The organism is Streptomyces sp. NRRL S-340, from assembly GCF_000720185.1.
In the GTDB taxonomy this organism is placed as follows: domain Bacteria; phylum Actinomycetota; class Actinomycetes; order Streptomycetales; family Streptomycetaceae; genus Streptomyces.
Genome location: NZ_JOIY01000008.1, coordinates 82,217 through 102,902 on the forward strand (window position 1 = coordinate 82,217; position 20,686 = coordinate 102,902).

Sequence of the window (20,686 nt, forward strand, 5' to 3'; positions counted from 1 at the left end):
GTCATGCGCGCACCCAGCGCCTGCGATCCCCGCGTGGGACCGCCGTCAGTGCTGCAAGTCGCATGTGCGGTCGTACTGTTCCCGGGCTCCTCTTGGCGAAGGGCGCCTGTCAGCCCGTCGCCGGACCGCTACTGCCGGGTGCTCCGGATCCGCACCACGACCGCGTAGCCGCCGAGGCCGAGGAGACAGTCTCCGCTGATCTCGCCGAGGGCTGTGTAGAGCGTCAGGACGCGTCCGGTCGTCGAGTCGTAGGCGATGTCCTTGACGCTGCCGTGCTCGGTGCCGTCTTCCGTCAGGACCCGGTGACCCAGGGCCTCTTGATGGGCGGGGAAGCTCTTCTCGCCGGGACCGGCGGCGTGCGAGCGCACGATGACGGCGTCCCGCCCCACCCCCTCGACGGCGTTCCAGGCGATGGCCGTGGCGTGTCGCGGGGCGCCGGACAGGCGCAGACAGGCGATGCTCCTGGTGTGCGGGTCGATGGTCAGGCTCTCCACCCGCCCGAGCGGTTCGGCCTCTTCCACCGTGATCACCGGAAGGCCCTGGGTCTGGGTGAACAGCCTCATGTCGGATCCCCCTCTCCACGTACGGGTGTTTCGGTGGGTGTGTCCAGGGCCGTGTCGACGGGGGCGTCCGTGTGTCCGGTCACTGTGTGCGCCCGGAAGGCCTCGACCTGGGCACTGAAGCTGGGCAGGTCGTCGGCGACGAAGCGGCGGGCGTGGGCCGGTACGACCAGAGCACGTCCGGAGACGGCCAGAGTCTCCCCGCGCGGGATGAACGCCTTCCGCTCCCGCCGGTCCAGGTTCTCGTTGGCGGCGATCTCGAAACCGATCACCCGTCCGCTCCGCCCGCCCTCGATCACCACGTCCAGGATCGTGCCCACCTCGGTCCCCTGGTCCGTGAGGACGGGAGTACCGATGACCTGACCCCCTCCTCCCGTGCCGGAGCCCATGGCCACGCCCCGCTTTTCCAGGACCGCCTGACTGGGGATCATCACTGCGGCCGGTCCGATCGCGTGCACTCCGGACAACGGCAGGACCTTCTTGAGCGGTCCGGCCAGCAGGCCGCGGCCGCTCAGGGTGAAGCCGGTGATCCGGCCCCCGTCGGCGTCGAAGACGGTGTCCTTGATCTGGGCGACGGCTTCACCATCCAGCGTCACCACCACCCGCTTGGTCAGTTCGGAGGCGAGCGCGAGCGCGATCACAGCGCACCTCCCCGCCGGCGGCGGCCCCCCGGCCGGACGGCGATCACCGTCCCACTGCGCCGCCTCGCCTGGACCGCCAGCACCGTGACAGTGAGCACGATCGCCACCGCGACGAGAAGGACCACCCAGCCCCACCACACCATCGCCGACCACCTCGGTACAGTCTTGACTGCGAATGCCGCCATGTTCCGGCGAACTCCCTGGGCTATTCGCTTGCCCGCGGTACGCCCACCGCACGCCTGCGGGCAACCGTTCCCGGAAGCCGGAAGCCGGAAGCCGGAAGCCGGAAGCCGGAAGCCGGAAGCCGGAAGCCGGAAGCCGGAAGCCGGGTGGGCCGGTGACCGGCAGGCAGCGCACAGACGACGGGGGTTCTCCTCGCCGCGTTGTGCCTGGCCCCACCTACAGGCCGTACCCGCTCCTTGGAGATGAGGGAGTGGGGCGACCTGATTGTGGCTTCGCTGCCGGGAGCCGCGGCGCCGGCACCGACGGCGTCCACCGGGTGGAGCACCACTGACAGTTCCTGGGCGGTGGCCAGAGCCCCGGTGGCCGAAGGGCCTGCGTGATGACGCCGCTTCGCATCAGATCCTGGAAGGCCGCTGTCCGGGGGAGGCGCCGGCCGCGAGCGGCAGACTGCGCAGCGACAGCGCGCTGGGCGGGGGCAGCACGCCGTGGGCCGCCTCGGCACGAAACGACTGGAGCAGATACGCCACCAGGCGCCGGGACGCCGACCGGTCGTGCGGCAGAGCAGTGACCAGACCGCAGTGGGACAACAGGGCCACGGTGAGGTCGGAGGGATGGAAATCGGCCCGGAGCGCACCCGCCGCCTGGGCCCTGCGGACCAGGACCGTGAAGTCACGCTCGGCCTGTTCCCGGACCCGCGCGTCCTGCGCCGTACGGTCCGGGAAAGCCGCGACGAACGCGGCCGGGAACCCCCGTTCCTCCCGCTGGAGTTCGCAGATCTTCTCGACCAGTCGTCGGAAGCCCCGCCACGGGTCGGGGTCGGCCAGCGCCTCGGTGAGCGTCCGGGCGCAGATCTCCATCTGCTGCGCGAACGCGGCCCGTACCAGGGCGTCCCGGGTCGGGAACCGCCGGTACAGCGTCGCCACGCCGACTCCCGCCCGCCGGGCGACGGCGGCCATGGGCGCATCGATCCCCTGCTCGGCGAAGACCGCACGGGCGGCGACGAGGATGCGCCCCCGATTGCGCCGGGCGTCGGCCCGAAGTCCGTCCGTACCCGCGATCCGAGAAGATTCGCCCACCACTGTCTCTCATCTCCGGCCCAAGCGGACGATGCCGTCCGTTTCCCAGCCTACGCTCGGCCCCCGGATCCCCCGCAGGGCCGCTCGTAGTGAAGGTGAGAACGATGAACGACCGCATGATGAAAGCAGTGCTGTTCGACCGCTTCGGCGGTCCCGAAGTGTTGTACGTGGGCCGGGTGCCGCGCCCCGAACCGGCGCCCGGCGAGGTCCTCGTGCGGGTGCGTGCGTTCAGCGTCAACGGCGGCGAACTCGCGGTCCGTTCCGGCCGTCTCCGCCTCTTCACCGGCCGGAAGTTCCCGCAGCGCGTCGGGCTGGACCTCACCGGCGAGGTCGTCGCCCTGGGGCCGGGCGCGACGGGTGTCGCGGTCGGCGACCGGGTGTGGGGCGTCATGGGCGCCGCCGCCAAGTTCGGCAGCGCCGCCGAGTACGTGACCGTGCGGGCCGAACGGCTCGGCCGGGTCCCGGACGGACTGGACCTGGTGTCCGCCGCCGCGCTGCCGGTGGCGACCACCGCCATCACCGCGCTCCGCGACAAGGCCGCGCTGCGCCCCGGCGAACGGCTGCTCGTACGGGGCGCGGCGGGCGGCGTCGGCAACGCCGCCGTCCAGCTCGGGCAGGCATACGGTGCCGAGGTCACGGCGCTGGCCCGCGCCGCCAATCTGGACTTCGTCCGCACGCTCGGCGCCCACCACGCCGTCGACCACCGGACCGTCAGGCCTGCGGAACTGGGCCTGTTCGACGTGGTCCTCGACACGGCGGGCACCGACCTGCGGGCCTTCCGGCGCCTGCTGAAACCCGGTGGGCGCATGGTCTCCATCGCCTTCGACCCCACGCGTCCCGCCGCCTCGCTCGGCTACATCGCGGCCAGTGCCGTACACGGACGCAGCCGGGTGCGCTTCTTCAGCGGCAACCCCAAGCGGGCGCTCTTCGACCACCTTGCCCGGCAGGTGACCCAGGGGGCACTGCGCCCGGCGGTGGACACGGTCTTCCCGCTGGAGGAGACAGCGGCGGCGCACCGGGCGCTGGAGGCGGGCGGTGTGCGGGGCAAGTACGTGGTCAGGGTCGACTGGGAGCCACGAACAGACTGAGAGCCGCGAACAAACGGGCGCCCGGCCCGCGCCGCCCGGCACGCACGCTCGCGGCGTTGCCGGAAGGCGCTGGTAGCTCCGCTGCAAGGACCTTCCGGCGCCTCGAGATCGCACGCAGCCTCCCAACCGAGCGCCATGTCACTAACGGATAGGGAAATGGAGTCGTTAGTAAATGCTAACGGTTAGTGCTAAGTTGAGCGGGAAGAGAGTGAGCTTCGCCGGGGCCGACGGTCCGCCGCGCCCGGTCGGCGTCCCATCGCCGTCGGCTGCTCTCACCACCGCACCCGACGGCAGGAGGAGGAACGATGCGCACTGTGATCGCAGGAGCGGGCCTGGTCGGGCTCACCACCGCGGCCTCGCTGCGGCTGATCGGACATGAGGTCACCGTGCTGGAACACGCGCCGCAGGTGCGGGCCGCCGGGGCCGGCATCGCTCTGTGGCCCAACGCGCTGCGGGAGTTGGACACCCTCGGCATCGGCGACGAGGTGCGGCACATGGGCAGGACCGTCGACGCCAGGTTCTTCGACGCCGCCGGACACCCGATGCGCGCCGCCGGCTACGACCCCGCCGCCCACCAGCTCCTGATGGTGCCGAGACCGGACCTGAACAACCTCCTCGCCGACACCCTCGGCAGGCACCGGATCCGCCTGGGAACACACGTCACCGGCTTCACCGAACACGACACACACGTGGAAGTGCACCTCGCCGACGGCGCGCCGCTGCGGGCGGATCTGCTGATCGGAGCGGACGGCGTGTACTCCGACGTGCGCGCCGCCCTGGTGCCCGGCAGCGCGGCCGTCGCCCATGCCGGCAACTACGCCTGGCGGGCCGTGCTGCCCTCCGGGGACGAGCGGCCGGAGGGCACGTTCGTCACGATCGGCACCGCGCGGACCCGAGGCGGCTACACGCGGGTCGCCCAGGGCCGGACCATGTGGTGGGTCGGCCAGTTCGACGCCGGTGAACTGGCCGGCAGCAAGAGGGAGCGGGCGCTGCGGCGGGCCCGCAACGTGGCCGAGTCCGGCTGGCACGACGAGCTTCTGGAGATGATCGCCGCGACGCCGGAGGAGGCCATCCTGGAGAACCAGATCATGGTCGTCCCCGAGCTGCCGCGCTGGACCACGGACCGGGTCGCGCTGATCGGGGACGCCGCGCACGGCCTGTCCCCGCACATCGCGGCGGGCGGCACCCTGGGCATCGAGGACGCCGGAGTGCTGCGCGCCGAACTGGCCGGCGGAGCCGCCACACCCGCCGCCCTAGCCCGCTACGAGAGTGCCCGCCGATCCCGGTTCGAGCAGGTGCGCGAGCACTCCGCCGCGATCGAGCACGCCCACGGCGCCGCCGAGTCCGCCGAGCGCTACGCCGCCTTCACTCACTGGATGATCACCACCGCACCCACTGCCTGACCTGCCGGCGGCGAGCCCGGACGCGGTCCGGGCGGGGCGGTTGTGTCCTCGGCGGACGGACCGGCGACGGACCGGGGGAGTTCGGGTTCCATCCGGGGGATGACCGTCACCATGGCAGCCGTTCGGCGAGGCCGCACGAGTGGACCCGTGTGTGCCCTGGGCGGGGAGAGAGTGAGCGTGACCGGTCCTCCGCCACTGAACACCCCGTGCCTCGAAGCCGCCGCGACGGGGCCGGCCGAGGCGTCCGACCCGCCCGGCGCGAGACTGTCGGCGGCGCTCACACCGGAGGTCTGCGCTCAGGCAGCGCCCTGTGAGGCGGCCAGCCAGGCGCGGTAGCGGCGCAGGGCCCGTCGCTGCCTGCGCCACTCGGCGACGAGGGCGACGGCCGGGTGGGTGCCGGGTGTGGGGCGGCTTCCGCGGGCGACACGGCGCATCTGGTGGCGGACCTGGGCCATGCCGGCGGCCGAGGCGAGGGCCTTGTCGGACCAGGTCACCGGCCGCAGTCGCTCGTCGGCCTCGCGGTCCTGGCGCCAGCGGCCGGGCAGGTCCGGGGTGACGGCGAGGGCCGTGCCCATCCCGATGAGCGCCACACCGCTGTCGAGGACCCTCTCGGCGGTGCGGCGCTGGGTGATGCCGCCTGTCAGCATCAGGGGCAGCGGGCTTGTGGTGACCAGGTCTTTCGCCAGGTCGAGGAAGTACGCCTCGCGGGCCTGGGTGCGTGCGTCGGCCGGGCGGCCCGACATCGCCGGACTCTCGTAGCTGCCGCCGGACAGTTCGACCAGGTCGACGCCGAGCGGCGCGAGCATCCCGATCACCTGGCGTGCGTCGTCGGCGTCGAACCCGCCGCGCTGGAAGTCGGCGGAGTTGAGCTTCACCGCGACCGCGAAGGACGGGGAGACGGCGGCGCGCACGGCCCGGACGACGTCCAGCAGCATCCGGGCCCGGTTCTCCAACGATCCGCCCCACCGGTCGGTGCGCTTGTTGACCAGGGGGGACAGGAACTGCGACAGCAGGTAGCCGTGTGCGGCGTGGACCTCCACGCCGTCGAAGCCCGCCTGCTCGGCGCGCTGGGCGGTGACCGCGTACCGGGTCACGGTGGCCTGGATCTGCTCGGGGGTCATGGCGACGGGCTTGCCGAAGCGGCCGCTGTGCTTGCCGAGGTCGACGGCGACCGCGGACGGGCCCCATACGACTCCGGGCATGTCGGATCCGATCTGGCGCCCGGGGTGGTTGATCTGCATCCAGATCGCTCCGCCGCCGGACCTGCCGGCCTTGGCCCACTCGACGAACGGCTCGAGCGGTGCCGCCTGGTCGAGCACCACGCCGGCCGGGCCGGTCAGCGCCTCGGCGTGGACCATGACGTTGCCGGTGATCAGCAGTCCGGTGCCACCGGCGGCCCAGCGCCGGTAGAGCCCGAACAACTCCTCGTCCGGGAGCTGGCCGTGGCCGGCCATGTTCTCCTCCATGGCCGCCTTGGCGATCCGGTTGTTCAGTACCTGCCCGGAGCGCAGGGACAGGGGCGAGAACAGCTCGCTCGTCATCCGGGTTCCCCTCTCTGTCTCGATCTCGATCGCTTACGATGTATGCATCGTTCACATTAAGACAGTGATGTAAGCGGCGTAAACATGAGGGAGTGTGACCTATGTCGCCAGCGAGCGGCACCTATCACCACGGCGATCTGCGCGCCGCCTGTCTGCGTGCCGCGCGGGAGCTGCTGGAGGAGGACGGCAGCGCCGGGCTGTCCCTGCGGGCGGTGGCACGGCGGGCCGGCGTGTCGGCGACGGCTCCCTACCGCCACTACGCCGACCGTGACGCGTTGGTCTCGGCGGTCGCCGCGCAGGGCTACCGTGAACTCGCCGGACATCTGGCCGCCGCGCATCCCTCGCCCAGGACTCCTGATGAGCTCGCCGCGGTCGCCGTCGCCTACGTCCGCTTCGCGCTGGACCGGCCGGCGCTGTTCCGGGTGATGTTCGCGGAGCCCTGCGATCCGAACAGCGAGGAACGGGTTACCGCGACCGCCGCGATCTCGGAATACGTCCGCGGCATCGTCCGCGGTGCCTTCCCCGGCGCCGACGCGGAGGCGCTGTCGACCACGGTGTGGGCCCTCGTCCACGGTCTGGCCTTCCTGCACCTCGACGGCAAGCTCGACACCTCCACCCCCGACGTCGTCGCAGGCCAGGTGCGCGCCGCCGTCAACGCACTGTTCACCGTCCCCGCGGCGCCGTCGCAGGCGAGGGGGTAGCGGGTCGCGCGCCATCGGTACGGGCCATCGGTACGGGCCGGCGGGCGGGCGGCACGGCATCGTCCGGCTTCCGTGCCGATCGGCTCCGTACTCGATCGACTCCGTCGGCTCCCGTGTCGAGGGGTGCGGCCTCGCGGCGACCGCGGCGCGGTCCCGGCGGTCCGGGGGTACGGACGAGGTCTGCTGCATTGGCGGTACCGGGGTCACCGGGTCGGGGGAAGGAACCCCCGGCTGCCGGGCCGGTCGTCCCGATCGGGTGTGATCATCACACAGAGATGACATGAAGACTCCGGGCAGTCACCGCCCCTGGCAGGAGGGCCCCTCGATGAGCCTGTTCGTGCAACCCCTTCTCGGTGTCGCCGCGGCGATCGCCATAGGCGCGGCGGTCCCGCTCGGGACCGCCGCCTCCCCCGCCGTCACCGCCGAGGGCTCCCCCGCCGTCACCGCCGAGGGCTCCTCCGCCGTCGCCGCCGAGGGCACCCATTGCGACCGCGCCGACCAGGACGTGTGGGGCAGCGGGCCCAGCCGCAACCTGACCGCCCGGCTCTGCAGCATCCCGGCCCACCAGAAACGCTGGTACACCGTAGAGGTCGACACGCTCATGCAGACCTACTACAAGGGCGACACCCCGGAGGGGGGAGTCGACCGGACCAGGGCCCTGCGCCACAGGACCATCAGGTGCCTCGGATACACCCGCGACAGCGACACCGGCACGGTCGACTGGTTCGGCTGCCCGCCCGTCTGACGCGCCCGTCCCGGCTTCCCGCGGCCGGCCTCGCGGCGCGGCGGCGGTCCACCGCTTCACCGCCGGCGCCGAGCGAGGCGTCGGCGGCCGAGGAACGGAAAGGACGTCGCCGGAACCGCCCTTAGAGCTGCGAACAAAAGGGGCGCCCGGCTCGCGGCGTCCGGCACGCACGCTCGCGGCGTTGCCGAAAGGCCCTGGTAGCTCCGCTACAAGGACCTTCCGGCGCCTTGCGATCGCACGCACCGGACGGCGAGGGGTCGGCGGGACGCCGTCCCCACAGCAGCAGCACCCGGGTGGCGGCGTCGCTCTCGATCGTGGCGGGACCCTCGGGAGCGGCCAGCCGGATGCTGCACCCGTCACCGCCAGTGTCGGCAGGCACGACGACGTCGTCCGTGCCCGGCGTGCGCAACCGTCCCTCGAACGGTTCGTCGCCGGGTCCGAAGTCCAGTGCGGCGCGGCCCCGGACCAGCAGCGGGCGGCCGACCGACACCACACTGTGCTCGGTCATCCACGGTTCGTCGAGCGCCCGCACGGCGGTGGGGTCGTCGCCGGTCAGGTCCCAGCGGTGCAGGATCAGCTCCTCCCTCATGTGTTCCGCGAAGAACGGGACCTTCACGGTCCGGCCGGTCCACATGACCTCCGTCTGCGGGGACAGGTCCCACGCGGCGGCAGCGGCGGTCTCGGCGAGCCGTTCGCAGTGGCCCAGGAAAGCGGCCCAGAGTTGCGGGCCGGACATCCGCCGGTACGGAGCCTCCCGCTCGAAGCCCCTGGTCTCCACAGGTGTTCCCGCGAGGCACGCCTGGAGCACCCGGGTCAGTTCCTCGGCGTTGCCCGTCTGGTGGACCAGGACGTCCCGTACCGTCCACGCCTCGCACCAGGTGCCGTCGTCGGGCCGCCGCGCCTGCACGGCGCGGAGGAACGGGACCAGTTCCGGCAGGGTCTCCTCGACCCGGGAGGGGATCATGTGCGATGGGTATCCCGACCGGACCGCCCGCCAAACCGGCGTCTCCCGCGGACCGGCCGTCTCCCGCGCACCGGCCGTCTCCCGCGGACCGGCGGTGCCCGTCGGCCGACGCGTGCGGCGCCCACCGAGCCACCGCCCGTCCCTGTTCTTCCTGCTGCTCGCCATGGTCCGGCTGCTCCCGCACTACGGCTGGACCGTCGAGGACGACGAGCCCGGCGAGCTACTCCTGGCCCGCCTGCGGGAGAAGCTGACCCCCCTGGGCTTCGAACCGTGGCGGGAGATGACCTGCCGCGGCGAGTACCACGGCGGCCCCGACGTCATCGTCTGCCACGACCCGTGCAGCGACTACCTCAGCGAACTCACCGTCTTCGGCCGCACCCGCGAGGCACTCGGACACCTCGCGCAGACCCTCGGCGTCGACTGGTCCGATGACGTCCGCGAACCCGAAAGCCGCCACCGCTGATCACTCTCCTGCCGCCCTGGCGCCGGGAAGCGAAGGCAGCGCGGGGACACGCACGGCGCTCCCCGCGCGAAGCCCTCGCCTGCCACCCGGACCCGTGGCAATGTTGGGTAGGTGCGGATCGAGCAGGACTTCCTGCCATACCTGCGGAAGCCGAGTCATGCGCTGCTGGCGATCCCCGTCGCGCTCATCGTGGTGATCACGGCAGTGGACCAGCTCGTGCCCGAGGACATCCACCTCAGTCCGCTGCTGGTCGTCGCTCCCGCCGTCACCGCCTACTTCGCCAATGCCTGGACGACCGCGCTGATCGGGTTGCTCGCCGTGGGCGCGCAGGCGTACATCGGCTGGCGCTTCGACGTGCTGACGACACGCAACGTGCTGGTGCAGATCCTCGCCCTGGCGGTGCTGTCCGCCATGGTCGTCTTCTTCTGCGTGGTACGGGAGCGCCGCAGCCGCCAGCTGGCCCGCATGCGCACCATCGCCGAGGCCACACAGCACGCCCTGCTGTGGCCGCTGCCCGACCAGCTCGGCTGCGTGCGGATCGCCGTGCTCTACCTCGCCTCCGAGGACGATGCCCAGATCGGCGGTGACCTCTACGCCGCCACCACCACCGAAACCGGCACCCGCATCATGATCGGCGACGTACGCGGCAAAGGCCTGCCCGCCATCGGCGAGGCAGCCCTGCTCATCAGCGCCTTCCGGGAAGCCACCCACCAGCACGCCACGCTGCCGACGCTCGCCACCGCCCTGGAACAGAGCGTCACCCGGAACCTGGCCCACCTGGGGCGCACCGCGGAAGCCGAGGAGCGCTTCGTCACAGCGCTGCTGGTGGAGATTCCCGACGAGGACAACATCACCCAGGTCATCAGCTGCGGGCACCCGCCACCGCTGCTGCTCAGCTCCAACGGCGCCGGCACGGTCGCGCTCCACCCGGCGCTCCCCCTCGGCGTCGGCGGCCTGGGACCGGCCGACAACAGCGTCGACGTCTTCTCCTTCGAACCCGGCGACACCCTCCTGCTCTACACCGACGGCGTCATCGAGACCCGCGACGCCGACGGCACCTTCTACCCACTCGCCGAACGGGCCGCCCAGTGGGCGGACGACAGCCCCGAGGAACTCGTGCGCCTCCTGCGGCACGACCTGATGGCGCACGCCGGCGGCCGACTCGACGACGACGCCGCGGTCATCGCCCTGCGCCGCACCCACTACGGCCGCCGGGACCAGACACCGGCAGCGGCCCCGTGAGGCCACGGCTCTGCGCCAGGGGGGAGGCTCACCTCCCACCAGGGGGGGCGGCTCACCTCAGTGGGCGGTGAAGCCCGCCGCCCGGCCCGCCGCGCCCGGGTCTGGCAGGAGCGGGGCATGGCCTTCTCGGCCTCCACGGAGATCCCCTGGCCGTGACCGGGCCCGTACACCGACCGCAGCCGCTCCGCCGCCCCCCGAACGGCCCTCCAGGTGCCGTACGAGCTGGTGGGCGGCGGAGAACCGACGGCCGCCCCGCAGAGAATCCGTCCGCGGGGCGGCCGTCGCTCACTTCACTTCGTGAAGGAGGAGTACCTCTCACTTCGTGAAGTAGAAGTACCTCCAGGCGCCGTTGGTCGTGGAGTTGACGGTGTCGCCCGACGCGCCGTTCACGTAGGAAGCGCGTACGCGCATCCGGTAGCCCGTGTCGTGCGTGCCCGTCAGCGTGACGGCCGACTTGCCGTTGGAGCCGAGCTGGAAGAACTGCGAGCCCGCGTCGCGCCACTTGCCCTGGTAGTAGATTTCGAGGGACAGCTTGTGCTTGCGCCCCGGGTAGTAGCTCATCGTGGTCGTGAAGAGCGGGTTCGTCTTCTTGTGGAAGTACGCGTACGGCGTCGAGCCGATCTTCGCCGTCCTGTACTGCTTCGAGATGCCGGTCGAGACCCTCACCTGCGCGTACGCCGTGGACGTGACCGTCTTCGGCGCGTACTTGCCGTCACCCGCGAACACGGCCGTCACCGTGGTGTCGCGGGTCATGTCGACCGTCGCCGACAGATCACCCCTGGAGTTGACCCTGGCGGACTTGACCCGTTTCCTGGGCTTGTCCGACCCGTACGGGTCCACGTACAGCTCGACCGTGCGGTTCTTGTACGTCTTGCCGAGGTGGGCGGTGAACGAGACGTCCTTGCCGTACGCGTACAGCGCCTTGTCGTGGTTCAGCGTCAGCGTGGGCACGGTCCGGGGCACGGTGACCTTGCCGGAACCGGACGCGGCCGAGCGCGACGCGTCGCCCGCGTAGGACACCTTGTACGTGACCTGGCCGCCGGCGGTCGGGGTGTCGGTGAAGGAGAAGGCGCCGTCCGGCCTCAGCGTCACCGGGCTGAGCGTCTTGCCCTTCGGCGACTCGACGTCGGTCCGGGTGACCGTGGCCTTGGTGCCCGCCGGGAAGGCGCCCTTGGACACCACCTTGCCGGTGACCGTGAGCTTCTTGCCGAGCGCGGACTTCGACGGGGCGTTCACGGTGACCTTGGTCGCCGACTTCGTCGGATCGGTCAGCACCCGCAGGGCGTAGACGTCGCTGTACACGTTGGTGGTGAGGGCGAAGACGCGGCTGCGGTCCGGGGCCCAGGCAAGGCCCGCCTCGTGCAGGTCGTTCGTGGCGGTGGTGCTGCCGCTGCTGTAGGGGAAGTCGTACGTGCGCAGGGCGGATGTGGCGTTCGACGGATAGACGAAGACGTCCGGCGAGAACTGGGCGCTCCCGAGGGCGATCATGCCGTCCGGCGCGACGGCCACGGCGTCGACCCACGAACCCGTGCGGTACGAACCCACCAGCGTCAGGTCGGAAGCCGAGAACACCTGGGCGGCGTCCTGCGGGGAGCCGCCGCCCACGATCAGCTTCTTGCCGTCCGGGGTGACGTCGAAGTCCTTGAGGTACGCGGGGGACTGACCGTCGACCACATGCGGACCGTAGGCCACCTCCCGCGGTGCGCCCGACGAGACGTCGTACACGGCGAGCGAGACGGTGCTGGAACCCTCCTGGGCCGCGGCCAGGACATCGGGGGCGCCGGGGTCGGAGGCCAGACGCGGTGCGGAGTACCAGCTGTTCGCGCCGTCCGAGGGCAGCGTCACTTCCGCGTCGGGCGACGACACGTCGATCGAGCCGATCTGGCCGCGGTAGGCCTCGTCCGGACCGTTGAACCCGAACCAGAGCTTGCCTCCGGCCATCGCGGGATACCTCGGTTCGATGCCCTTGCCGAGGGCGTACCGCTTGGTCTCGGTGAGCGTGGCCGTGTCGATGACGGCGATCGATCCGGCCTGCGACACCGCCGCGTACACGGTGCCGGAGTCGGTGGACAGCTCCAGGCCGGTCACGCCCGGCAGCGAACCGATCGTGCGGACGACCTTGCCGCTGTAATCCGTCGCGACGACCTTGCCGGACACCGGATCACTGATGAAAACCCGCTGGTGGACGCCGTCCACCAGGATGTCGCCGCTCGACTTGATCGGCAGCGGGACGCTCGAATCGGCGGCGGCCGGGCCGGCCGCACCGCTGACGAGGACGACGGAGCTGAAGAGGACCGCGAGCGCCGTCGCGGTCGCGGTTCTGCGCGTGCGCAAAGTTACTGATACCCCCACGGTAAGAGAGGCCGCTCGACGCCCGCGATGAGAGACAGGCGGCGGCCCGCATCGCAGAGTACGACATCGAAGAAGGCGACGGCCCGCCCGTCACGGCCGGCCTGACCGCCGAGATCACGACCGACTCGTGGCGGCCCACGGCTGACCGGCTCAGCCCGCCCTCACAGCCGGCGTTCGGCCGCTTCGACGCTGTCTCCGCCGCTCGGTGTCGAACGCGACCGCGGCCTTCGGCGCAGAGCGCCGGACCAGGTTCACGACCTGCTCGAAGAGCGGCAGGAGGGGCTCCGGCTTGCGAATCCCGCCGCCGATGACGACGACGTCCCACTCGCGTTCGGACAGCGCCGCGATGACCGTGGGCTCGGCCGGCCCGTCCAATGGGATCAGCGCCATGGAGGCATCGACGGCACGGGCACCGAAACGCGCCAGCTCCTGGTCGAGGCCCGCGCGGACGGCGCCCTCCCCACCGTCACCCCCGTCGCGTCACCGGACTGGCGCGGCAGCGACTGCGACCAGGTCGCGTGGGCCGTGGAGAGGGCCGGGACTCGGATCATCCGCTGCGGGGACACCAGGTGGCACGGCAACTGATGGCAGATCGCCCGCGACCACGGCCCGTTCGACGGGGCGTTCCTGCCCGTCAACGGTGTGATCGCCAGGTTCGAGGGCTACGAGGCGAACGTGCCCGGCACGCCGACGCCCGAGCAGGCGGCGGAGGCGGTGGCTCTCGGCGCCTCCACCGCCTGCGCGATCCACTACGCGCTGTTCGACAACCCTCCGGCGCACGTGGAACAGTCAGACATGGCTGAGCGCTTCGCCCACGCCGCCTGGGAGCGGGGCATCACACCTCACCTCGTGGCCGACGGTGAGACCGTACCGCTGGACCACTGACTGCTGGACCACTGAATCCTGGTCGCTCGGTCCGCCTCCTGCCGGTTCACAGTGCGATCACGACTTTGCCGTGGACATGCCTCTCGGCCTGCATCGTCACGGCTTCGCGGATCTGCTCGACCGGGAAGGTCGCCGCGATCGGCACCGTGATCTCGCCGGAACGGATCGCGCCGACGATCCGTTCCAGGGCGCCCGGACCCGCGTCGAGGGCGCCCGCCTTGTGCACACCGGGCGGCGGGGCGGGGCCGTCGGCCACGACGGAGATCCGCTCGGGTGCCACGCCGAGCTTCAGCGCGGTCTCCGCCGCCTCCCTTCCGAACAGGTCGGTTGCGGCGGTGATCCCCTCGGGCGCCAGCGCCCGCACCCGGTCCGCCAGGCCAGGACCGTACGCCACGGGTTCGGCGCCGAGCCCGCGCAGGAATCCGAACGTGCGCTCGGAGGCGGTGCCGAGCACCCGGGCGCCCGCACGCTTCGCCAGCTGCACGGCGAAGATGCCCACGCCACCCGCAGCCCCGCCGATCAGGACGGTGTCCCCGGCGCGGAGCCCGGTCGCGGCGAGCGCGGCGGAGGCCGTCAGACCGGACACCGGAAGCGTGGCCGCCACCTCGTCGCCGATTTCCTCCGGGGTGGGCCACAGGTGTGCCGTGGGCGTCTTGACCAGCACGAAATCGGCGACGGACCGGCCGATCGCAGCTCCGAACACCCGGTCGCCGGCCGCGAATCCCGTGGCTTCGGCGCCCACCTCGTCCACCACACCGGCGAAGTCGCTGCCGAACCCGGCCGGCAGACTGATGCCGAACCGCGCCGCCATGTCGGGCTGAGTGGAGATCTGCCAGTCCATCGGGTTCAGCCCGGCGGCCGTGACCCGGACCCGGACCTCGTCCGGCGCGGCGTGCGGTTCGGGTATCTCCTGCACTTCGAGTACTTCGGGACCGCCAAATCGCCTGTAACGGACAGCTTTGCTCATCGGTGACCTCTCCTGGTCAGTGATGGGACTTGGTCTCATCGACCGTACACCAGTGATGGGACCAAGTCCCGTACACTGGTCCCATGGCTCGCTGGCAACCCGACGCACCAGGACGACTCGCCGCCGCCGCCCTCGACCTCTTCGAGGAGCAGGGCTACGAGAACACGACCGTGATCGAGATCGCGGAGCGCGCGGGGCTCACCAAGAGCACGTTCTTCCGGTACTTCCCGGACAAGCGCGAGGTGCTCTTCGGCCGGGGCACGGTGACGGGGCTGCTCGTCGAAGGGATCGCCTCGGCGCCGCCCACGGCCGGGCCGCTCGACACCGTGGCGGACGCCCTCGACGCGCTCGGCCGGACGTTCTTCACCCACGACCGCCGCGAGTTCAGCGGCCGGCGCCAGGCCGTGCTGAACGCCCATACGGAACTGCGTGAACGCGAAGCCCTGAAGAGGATCGACCTCACCGCCTCGATGATCGAGGCCCTCAACCGCCGCGGAGTCCCGAGCCTGAGCGCGCGCGTGGCCGCGAATCTGGGCACCCTCGTCTGGGAGATCGCCTACGACCGGTGGATCGACACCGACAACACCGAGGGCTTCGGCCGGCTGGCACGCCAAGCGCTCGCCGAAGTGCGCGCGGCCGGCGCCCTGGGCTACTAGGGTCCGTTTTCAGAGATCATCCAGGTGGTGGATCATGGCGCCGAGGTACGTCGGCACCGGGCCCGGCCGACCACGACGAGTGCCGCTCAGAGCTGCGAACAAAAGTGGGTTCCGGTCAGCGGGCGGTGTCCGGTGCGTGCGATCGCAAGGCGCCGGAAGGTTCTTGTAGCGGAGCTACCAGGGCCTTCTGGCAACGCGGCGAGGGCGCGTGCCGGGCGCCGCCCGCCGGGGCCCACTTTTGTTCGCAGCTCTCAGTCCCGTCGTACCAGGAACCGCTGGTCCGCGGAGTCCGCGCACCCCCGCTCCGACGCCTCCGCCCCCTCCCGCGAGTCGGCGAGCCCGACGCACCGGCCGCTGCCGACCACACGGAACCGGAACCCGTCGCCGAGCGGTTGGAGCCGGAAGAGCGTGCCCTGGGCGCAGTCGTTGCGGGGTTCCAGCATCCCCTTGACCGGGCCGGTGTTCAGGACCGTGAGGCAGCCCTTGCCCTCCTGCGGGTGGTGCCACTGGATGCGGTACAGGTTCTCGCCGGCCGGTTCGAGATACGTCCGCGGGACGGTCGCCCGCCCGCAGGGGAGCTGGACTGCGACGGCGTTCGCGTAGGCGCCCGCGCGGTCGCGGCCGTCCGTGAGGCAGAACTCCGGCGTACGGGCGGGCCGGATGGTGACCCAGCCGCCGAGAGCCGCCGCGCGCTCGTCGCCGGAACTGCCGTCACCTCCTTCCGGCAGCAGCCACCACAAACCCAGGACGAGCAGCGGCACAACGCACAGGGCGACGAGGCCGGCGGTAGCGACGTGGCGCCACGGTGAGGACGGAAGCCGTCTCGGCGGAGTCAACTCCGCGTCCCGTCGGCCCGGTTCACTCTCCACCGGCGTCGGCCGCGCGGGCCGCCCCTGCTCGACCGTCCCCGAGGCGATCCGCTCCCGCGCGTCCTGCCACAGCCCCACCCGCTCACCGTCCCCGCACGCCCTGACGAACGCGGCGAGCACATCGGGCCGGGGCAGATTCGTCCGCCCCAGGACGTCCGCCAGCGTGCTGCGTGCCAACGTGTCCCCGTTGCGCGCGGCCTTCACCTCCAACTCGCGGTAGGTCAGACCGGAACGTTCCTTGAGCCGTCGCATCGACTCGACGAAGCCGACCGGGTCCCGGGCGTCGTACGGCGACAGATCCCCCAGGCTGCTCATGGACGTCATCCTGCTGTGCCCCCGCAAGCGGGGACAACACAGGATCCCGCCATGTCCTGCCGTCCGGGTCCGTCCCGGACAACCCTCTGACCAGCACGGACAACCGCCCCTTGTCCGGGACGGCCGAAGCCTCTTGCCTCCCGGTGCCGCCGATCAGCAGTCTCGATGACGCCCCGGCCGGCAGCGAGCCGGACCGGGCACCATCCACCGACCACGAACGAGGAGCATTCGCATGCGCATCCGTCGACTCATGGCGACCGCCGGTCTCGGTACGGCCCTCGCCCTCGGCGCCACCGCCTTCCCCGCGGCAGCCGCCCCCACCGTGACCGGCTCCTACCCGTCCTCCTGCAGCGGCTGGACCGACTGGTACGCCGGCCACGGCCGCGGACACCTCAACTGCGCCGGCGCCGGACGCGACATCAGGGTCACGGTCGAGTGCGGCGGCGGTGTCGCCAAACGCAGTGCCATCGGCTACGAGTACGCCAAGGCCGAATGCCCCCGGGGTCTCGGCGCAACCGGTCTGAGCGGACGGTTCGTCTAGGCCCGAGCCGGCCCGCGCCGAGGGCGGCCGCGGCGAGAGGCCGGGGCCGCCCTTCCCGCGCTCGTGGGAATACTCGGCTGCCGGCCGTCGGCCGTCCCTCGACGGTGACCGGTTGCTACTCGCGTCGAGGCGCGGCCGGAGCCGGGACCAGGGGTGAGTGCGCGGGTGGGGCGTGTAGGCGCTGCCCTGCCCTGCGGGAGCGGGGCAGCCCCCCGGGGCGATTACGGATCGCTGGCAACCGTTGCGTAGGGTGATCGTCATGAGATTGAGGATTGTCATCACCCTGGGTGTGGCCGGGCTGCTGGCCACGGGATGCGGCGGGAAGTCGGATCCGAGCGCCGCTGACGCCAAGGCGTCGGCGTCGGCGCCCGCCCCGGCAGCGATGGCGCAGAAGCTGACGCGACCGGCCGCGAGCCCCGAGCTGGAGCCGTCCCCCTCGCCCGCCGGCAGCGCACCCTTCTCCGAACAACTCGCCTACGAACTGCGCGCCAAGACGCTGAAAATGGCTGGTGCTCCGGGCAGGACGACCGCTCAGTGCCCGAAGAAGACGGGGGCGAAGAAGGGCACGAAGGTCACGTGCACCACCACCTACGAGGGCCTGGGGATTCGGTGGGAGGTGACCCTCGGCGACAAGGCCCCCTGGTCGGCCACCGGTGACTATGTGTCCTACGAGGCCACCCCCAGCACGGGGATCCTCACCCGGGACGGCGTGGCGCGGGTCCTCTACGGCAACTTCGGTCCCGAGTACGTGCTGTGCAACGACATTCCCGAGGCCGTGCTCGCGCCGTTGAACGCCCCGTCCAGGTACAGCTGCGAGCCGGTCGGCAAGGGCAAGAAGCCGACCGGCCACGGGACTCCGGTCCGTGCCACCGAAGGAGGCCCTCGCGCCTACTGACCGGCCTTCCTCCCCCTGAGCCGGCCGGGGACGACCGGGGCCCGAACTCCCGGAGTCGGTGGCGGCCGCCGGACGAACCTCAGCCTCCGGCCGTGCGGTGACATGTGTCGCGTCCCCCGACGAGCTCACGCAGCCGGTCGAGGACGGCCTGGTCCGCGGTGATGCCGGGCAGCCCCGGCACAGTGTTTCTCCAGGCGCCGCACTGCCGTCCACCTCTCCTCGGCAACTGCCTCTCGAATTGGGCACGTTGTGGGAGGCATCTCCTGCCACCGTTTCCGGAGACGCCCGGTGAGCCAGTCGGGCAGCGGGGCCACCGGCACATCACGTACGACCAGGTACGGCAGGCCGCCCACGACGGAGCCGGGCCCGACCAGGTACCCGCCGCTCCGGCGGCCGGGGCCCCGGACGTCGATCCGGGGGCCGAGCGGCGACTGCGGTCCGGAGAAGCTGCCGATGGTGCAGTCCGCCGGCACCCGGAAGTACATGTGCAGTCCGCCGTGAGGCGTGGAGACGGTGAAGGTGCTCGGCCAGTCCTTCATGCCGCTGGACGGGTCGTCCAGGTCCAGGGCCACGACTCGTGAGGCGCGGCAGCCGACGCCCACGTTCCCGCCGTCGGCGAGCAGTCGAGGGAGTTCGTCCTGGTCCAGGGTGGTGCGCTGCTGCCACCCGGGTGCCGGGACTGCGCTGCCGGCGGGAAGGGGGAACAGGGCCAGGCCCCGGTCCATCGCCCGTGCGGCGGCGGTGATGCCGGCCGCCGGGGTCACGACGCCTCGTCCTCGGTATCGTCGTAGTAGCAGACGCAGGTGCCGTAGGGGCCGCCGTCGTCACTTCCGCACTCCGGGCAGGGGGTGGGGTCGTACTCCTCGTAGTAGCTGCGACGGTTCGCTGCCATGACGTCGGCAGCCTCCCAGTACGTGGTGACGTCCGGAAACACGGCGAGGAGGAAGCACAGGCTCTCGCGGTCCTCGGACTCCAGGAGCGCGATGGCGTCAGTGTGTTTCACGCCATAGCGGGCCTTGAGGGCGGCGAGGGCCTTCTTGCGTGCGTGGTTCCGCGGCATCTCAAGCTCTTTCCTGCGGCGATGGCGATCCCAGACTCACCGGCCGCTGAAGAGCGAGGCCAGCGAAGTGAAATGGTGGCGATGGCTCGGCGCGGAGCACCTTTGGCGTGCGCGTTCGGTCTGGGCCGAACGCACCGGGCCACGAGCCGGGCCCACGGTCATGCGACCGCAGGCCTGACTTTAACGCATCGAGACCCAGGGTGCGATCCGTACGGAGATCAAGGGGCCGTGGTCCGGGGAGCGGCGGTGCACGCCCGTGGAGGCCGAGGGCCTGCCGGCCGAGGCGGTGGCCAGGGCGCGCAGGAGACCGTCCAGGACCGCCCGCGCCCGCGAGGACCCCGCAAGCACCCCTTCCCCCGTCCGTCCGCCGCGAGCGCCTCGGCGGGGCGCCTGGCGGGTGCCGCTCGGCGGAACCCCCGGCCGGGCCGGGACCGGCTCCGGTTCCGGCTCCGGATCAGGGGAGGATCGAGTCGACGTAGCCGCCGTCGACGCGCACGGCGCCCCCGGTGGTGGCGGAGGCGTAGGGGGAGGCGAGGTAGACGACCAGGTGGGCGATCTCCTCGGGCTCGATGAGGCGTTGCAGCAGGGACTGCGGACGGTACTTGACCATGAACTCGTGCTGCGCCTGCTCCCAGGGCAGCGCGTCGCCGACGAGTTCGCGGACGAACGATTCGACGCCGCCGGTGCGGGTCGGACCGGCGATGACGGAGTTGACGGTGACACCGGTCCCGGCGGCGTCCTTGGCGAACCCGCGGCTGACGGCCAGCAGCGAGGTCTTCGTCATGCCGTAGTGGATCATCTCGGCGGGGATGGCCACGGCCGAGTCGCTGGCGAGGTTGAGGACGCGCCCCCAGCCGCGCTCCTTCATACCGGGCAGGTAGGCGCGGATGAGCCGGACGGCGGAGAGCACGTTGACCTCGAAGTAGCGGCGCCACTCGTCGTCGTCGATCTCCAGTGGCGGGGCGGCGCCGAAGATGCCGAGGTTGTTGACGAGGATGTCGGCCCTCGGCACGGCCTCCAGTACGGCGGCGGCGCCCTGCCGCGTCGCCAGGTCGCCCACGGCGCCGGTGACGTCGTCGCTGCCGGAGTCGGCACGTACCGTCCGGACGGCCTCGGCGACGCGCTCCTCGCCGCGTCCGTTGACGGCGACGCGGGCTCCCGCGCGGGCCAGGCCGGTGGCGATGGCCTGGCCGATGCCCTGGGTGGAGCCGGTGACCAGAGCGGTACGGCCGGAGAGATCGATCTGCATGACGGGTTCCCCTCGTCGACGTGGCGGAATTTCCGCGGCGATTCCCGGCATCCCCGGTACCCGGTCCGTCCGAGGTGGACACACCGGATACTCCAGGGGCTCCTGGGGGCGGCTACGACGCCGGGGCCCGGTCGGCTTTCGGGTGTGCGGTCGGTTCAGGGTGCCCCGAGCGTCCTGCCGGCGGGCCGCCCACGATCAAGCCGGACCTGGGAAGGGTCGCAGCACCTTGGAACGGAGCAGGAGCCCCGTTCGATGCCGCCTGCTGCGCCGCCCGTTCCTCCCGGCCGCTG

At 71.7% G+C, this 20,686-nt stretch carries 22 protein-coding genes and 1 pseudogene; 10 read left to right on the forward strand and 13 right to left on the reverse strand.

What is annotated here, in order from left to right:
- Nucleotides 1–128 precede the first annotated feature (128 nt).
- The 4 genes from IG64_RS07750 to IG64_RS07765 form a co-directional block, all read right to left on the reverse strand.
- The gene (locus IG64_RS07750) at nucleotides 129–563 is read right to left on the reverse strand and encodes a hypothetical protein (protein ID WP_037853517.1); all 435 of its coding nucleotides are present in this window, start codon (nucleotides 561–563) and stop codon (nucleotides 129–131) included.
- A complete protein-coding gene (locus IG64_RS07755; RefSeq protein ID WP_078883849.1) occupies nucleotides 560–1,201 on the reverse strand; it encodes a PRC-barrel domain-containing protein in 642 nt (213 codons plus the stop codon). Before IG64_RS07755 ends, IG64_RS07750 begins: the two co-directional genes overlap by 4 nt.
- On the reverse strand, nucleotides 1,198–1,386 hold the full coding sequence (locus tag IG64_RS07760; RefSeq protein ID WP_037853518.1) for a hypothetical protein: 189 nt from the start codon (nucleotides 1,384–1,386) through the stop codon (nucleotides 1,198–1,200). Before IG64_RS07760 ends, IG64_RS07755 begins: the two co-directional genes overlap by 4 nt.
- A gap of 393 nt (nucleotides 1,387–1,779) precedes the next feature.
- Nucleotides 1,780–2,460: a TetR/AcrR family transcriptional regulator gene (locus IG64_RS07765; RefSeq protein ID WP_037853746.1), complete on the reverse strand. Its 681-nt coding sequence runs from the start codon at nucleotides 2,458–2,460 to the stop codon at nucleotides 1,780–1,782.
- Nucleotides 2,461–2,564: 104 nt separating this feature from the next.
- Between IG64_RS07765 and IG64_RS07770 the strand changes: the two genes are divergently transcribed.
- The gene (locus IG64_RS07770) at nucleotides 2,565–3,548 is read left to right on the forward strand and encodes an NADP-dependent oxidoreductase (protein ID WP_037853519.1); all 984 of its coding nucleotides are present in this window, start codon (nucleotides 2,565–2,567) and stop codon (nucleotides 3,546–3,548) included.
- A 305-nt stretch (nucleotides 3,549–3,853) separates the two neighbouring features.
- Nucleotides 3,854–4,951, forward strand: a complete 1,098-nt coding sequence (locus IG64_RS07775) for an FAD-dependent monooxygenase (RefSeq protein WP_037853520.1) — start codon at nucleotides 3,854–3,856, stop codon at nucleotides 4,949–4,951.
- Nucleotides 4,952–5,247: 296 nt separating this feature from the next.
- Here the strand turns inward: IG64_RS07775 and IG64_RS07780 are convergent, their stop codons facing one another.
- A complete protein-coding gene (locus IG64_RS07780) occupies nucleotides 5,248–6,492 on the reverse strand; it encodes an NADH:flavin oxidoreductase/NADH oxidase family protein (RefSeq protein ID WP_037853522.1) in 1,245 nt (414 codons plus the stop codon).
- A 101-nt stretch (nucleotides 6,493–6,593) separates the two neighbouring features.
- On the opposite strand from IG64_RS07780, the gene IG64_RS07785 reads away from it, so the two are divergent.
- Entirely contained in the window at nucleotides 6,594–7,193 is a 600-nt protein-coding gene (locus IG64_RS07785) for a TetR/AcrR family transcriptional regulator (RefSeq protein WP_037853524.1), read from the forward strand.
- A gap of 280 nt (nucleotides 7,194–7,473) precedes the next feature.
- Nucleotides 7,474–7,938 carry a hypothetical protein gene (locus IG64_RS41490; RefSeq protein WP_234438423.1) on the forward strand — a complete coding sequence of 155 codons (465 nt, stop codon included), beginning with the start codon at nucleotides 7,474–7,476 and terminating at the stop codon, nucleotides 7,936–7,938.
- 121 nt (nucleotides 7,939–8,059) lie between these two features.
- Here IG64_RS41490 and IG64_RS07795 read toward each other — a convergent pair whose 3' ends face one another.
- Nucleotides 8,060–8,902 (reverse strand): maleylpyruvate isomerase N-terminal domain-containing protein, encoded by an 843-nt coding sequence (locus IG64_RS07795; RefSeq protein ID WP_051812476.1) that lies wholly within the window; start codon nucleotides 8,900–8,902, stop codon nucleotides 8,060–8,062.
- Here IG64_RS07795 and IG64_RS07800 point away from each other — a divergent pair.
- On the forward strand, nucleotides 8,901–9,365 hold the full coding sequence (locus IG64_RS07800) for a hypothetical protein (RefSeq protein WP_037853526.1): 465 nt from the start codon (nucleotides 8,901–8,903) through the stop codon (nucleotides 9,363–9,365). The two genes, IG64_RS07795 and IG64_RS07800, sit on opposite strands and share 2 nt — an antisense overlap.
- 111 nt (nucleotides 9,366–9,476) lie before the next feature.
- Complete coding sequence (locus IG64_RS07805; protein WP_037853528.1) at nucleotides 9,477–10,607, forward strand: PP2C family protein-serine/threonine phosphatase; 1,131 nt, start codon at nucleotides 9,477–9,479, stop codon at nucleotides 10,605–10,607.
- 315 nt (nucleotides 10,608–10,922) lie between these two features.
- Here the strand turns inward: IG64_RS07805 and IG64_RS07810 are convergent, their stop codons facing one another.
- The gene (locus tag IG64_RS07810) at nucleotides 10,923–12,941 is read right to left on the reverse strand and encodes a YncE family protein (RefSeq protein ID WP_037853531.1); all 2,019 of its coding nucleotides are present in this window, start codon (nucleotides 12,939–12,941) and stop codon (nucleotides 10,923–10,925) included.
- 179 nt (nucleotides 12,942–13,120) lie between these two features.
- A pseudogene (locus IG64_RS07815) lies at nucleotides 13,121–13,433 on the reverse strand (hypothetical protein); the annotation flags it as partial.
- A gap of 168 nt (nucleotides 13,434–13,601) precedes the next feature.
- On the opposite strand from IG64_RS07815, the gene IG64_RS41995 reads away from it, so the two are divergent.
- Nucleotides 13,602–13,844: a hypothetical protein gene (locus tag IG64_RS41995; RefSeq protein WP_234438424.1), complete on the forward strand. Its 243-nt coding sequence runs from the start codon at nucleotides 13,602–13,604 to the stop codon at nucleotides 13,842–13,844.
- 46 nt (nucleotides 13,845–13,890) lie between these two features.
- Here IG64_RS41995 and IG64_RS07825 read toward each other — a convergent pair whose 3' ends face one another.
- Complete coding sequence (locus IG64_RS07825) at nucleotides 13,891–14,811, reverse strand: NADP-dependent oxidoreductase (protein ID WP_037853533.1); 921 nt, start codon at nucleotides 14,809–14,811, stop codon at nucleotides 13,891–13,893.
- 83 nt (nucleotides 14,812–14,894) lie between these two features.
- On the opposite strand from IG64_RS07825, the gene IG64_RS07830 reads away from it, so the two are divergent.
- Nucleotides 14,895–15,467 (forward strand): TetR/AcrR family transcriptional regulator, encoded by a 573-nt coding sequence (locus IG64_RS07830; protein ID WP_037853534.1) that lies wholly within the window; start codon nucleotides 14,895–14,897, stop codon nucleotides 15,465–15,467.
- 251 nt (nucleotides 15,468–15,718) lie between these two features.
- Here IG64_RS07830 and IG64_RS07835 read toward each other — a convergent pair whose 3' ends face one another.
- The gene (locus IG64_RS07835; protein ID WP_037853536.1) at nucleotides 15,719–16,651 is read right to left on the reverse strand and encodes an XRE family transcriptional regulator; all 933 of its coding nucleotides are present in this window, start codon (nucleotides 16,649–16,651) and stop codon (nucleotides 15,719–15,721) included.
- Nucleotides 16,652–16,883: 232 nt separating this feature from the next.
- On the opposite strand from IG64_RS07835, the gene IG64_RS07840 reads away from it, so the two are divergent.
- The gene (locus tag IG64_RS07840; RefSeq protein WP_078883852.1) at nucleotides 16,884–17,192 is read left to right on the forward strand and encodes a hypothetical protein; all 309 of its coding nucleotides are present in this window, start codon (nucleotides 16,884–16,886) and stop codon (nucleotides 17,190–17,192) included.
- Between the two features lie 259 nt (nucleotides 17,193–17,451).
- Nucleotides 17,452–18,087: a hypothetical protein gene (locus IG64_RS07845; protein WP_037853750.1), complete on the forward strand. Its 636-nt coding sequence runs from the start codon at nucleotides 17,452–17,454 to the stop codon at nucleotides 18,085–18,087.
- 125 nt (nucleotides 18,088–18,212) lie between these two features.
- Here IG64_RS07845 and IG64_RS07850 read toward each other — a convergent pair whose 3' ends face one another.
- The 3 genes from IG64_RS07850 to IG64_RS07860 all read right to left on the reverse strand — a co-directional run bounded on the left by IG64_RS07850 (nucleotide 18,213) and on the right by IG64_RS07860 (nucleotide 20,396).
- On the reverse strand, nucleotides 18,213–18,851 hold the full coding sequence (locus tag IG64_RS07850) for a bifunctional DNA primase/polymerase (RefSeq protein WP_051812478.1): 639 nt from the start codon (nucleotides 18,849–18,851) through the stop codon (nucleotides 18,213–18,215).
- A complete protein-coding gene (locus tag IG64_RS07855; RefSeq protein WP_037853539.1) occupies nucleotides 18,848–19,147 on the reverse strand; it encodes a hypothetical protein in 300 nt (99 codons plus the stop codon). Before IG64_RS07855 ends, IG64_RS07850 begins: the two co-directional genes overlap by 4 nt.
- A gap of 454 nt (nucleotides 19,148–19,601) precedes the next feature.
- Nucleotides 19,602–20,396: an SDR family NAD(P)-dependent oxidoreductase gene (locus IG64_RS07860; protein ID WP_037853540.1), complete on the reverse strand. Its 795-nt coding sequence runs from the start codon at nucleotides 20,394–20,396 to the stop codon at nucleotides 19,602–19,604.
- Between the last annotated feature and the right edge of the window lie 290 nt (nucleotides 20,397–20,686).

Coding starts and splice junctions, on each gene's coding strand:
- IG64_RS07835 (WP_037853536.1), bottom strand. CDS start 16,651: ATGAGCAGCCTGGGGGATCTGTCGCCGTACGACGCCCGGGACCCGGTC.
- IG64_RS07785 (WP_037853524.1), top strand. CDS start 6,594: ATGTCGCCAGCGAGCGGCACCTATCACCACGGCGATCTGCGCGCCGCC.
- IG64_RS07845 (WP_037853750.1), top strand. CDS start 17,452: ATGAGATTGAGGATTGTCATCACCCTGGGTGTGGCCGGGCTGCTGGCC.
- IG64_RS07840 (WP_078883852.1), top strand. CDS start 16,884: ATGCGCATCCGTCGACTCATGGCGACCGCCGGTCTCGGTACGGCCCTC.
- IG64_RS07750 (WP_037853517.1), bottom strand. CDS start 563: ATGAGGCTGTTCACCCAGACCCAGGGCCTTCCGGTGATCACGGTGGAA.
- IG64_RS07825 (WP_037853533.1), bottom strand. CDS start 14,811: ATGAGCAAAGCTGTCCGTTACAGGCGATTTGGCGGTCCCGAAGTACTC.
- IG64_RS07770 (WP_037853519.1), top strand. CDS start 2,565: ATGAACGACCGCATGATGAAAGCAGTGCTGTTCGACCGCTTCGGCGGT.
- IG64_RS07780 (WP_037853522.1), bottom strand. CDS start 6,492: ATGACGAGCGAGCTGTTCTCGCCCCTGTCCCTGCGCTCCGGGCAGGTA.
- IG64_RS07795 (WP_051812476.1), bottom strand. CDS start 8,902: ATGATCCCCTCCCGGGTCGAGGAGACCCTGCCGGAACTGGTCCCGTTC.
- IG64_RS07830 (WP_037853534.1), top strand. CDS start 14,895: ATGGCTCGCTGGCAACCCGACGCACCAGGACGACTCGCCGCCGCCGCC.
- IG64_RS07855 (WP_037853539.1), bottom strand. CDS start 19,147: ATGCCGCGGAACCACGCACGCAAGAAGGCCCTCGCCGCCCTCAAGGCC.
- IG64_RS41490 (WP_234438423.1), top strand. CDS start 7,474: ATGAAGACTCCGGGCAGTCACCGCCCCTGGCAGGAGGGCCCCTCGATG.
- IG64_RS07800 (WP_037853526.1), top strand. CDS start 8,901: ATGTGCGATGGGTATCCCGACCGGACCGCCCGCCAAACCGGCGTCTCC.
- IG64_RS07775 (WP_037853520.1), top strand. CDS start 3,854: ATGCGCACTGTGATCGCAGGAGCGGGCCTGGTCGGGCTCACCACCGCG.
- IG64_RS07760 (WP_037853518.1), bottom strand. CDS start 1,386: ATGGCGGCATTCGCAGTCAAGACTGTACCGAGGTGGTCGGCGATGGTG.
- IG64_RS07860 (WP_037853540.1), bottom strand. CDS start 20,396: ATGCAGATCGATCTCTCCGGCCGTACCGCTCTGGTCACCGGCTCCACC.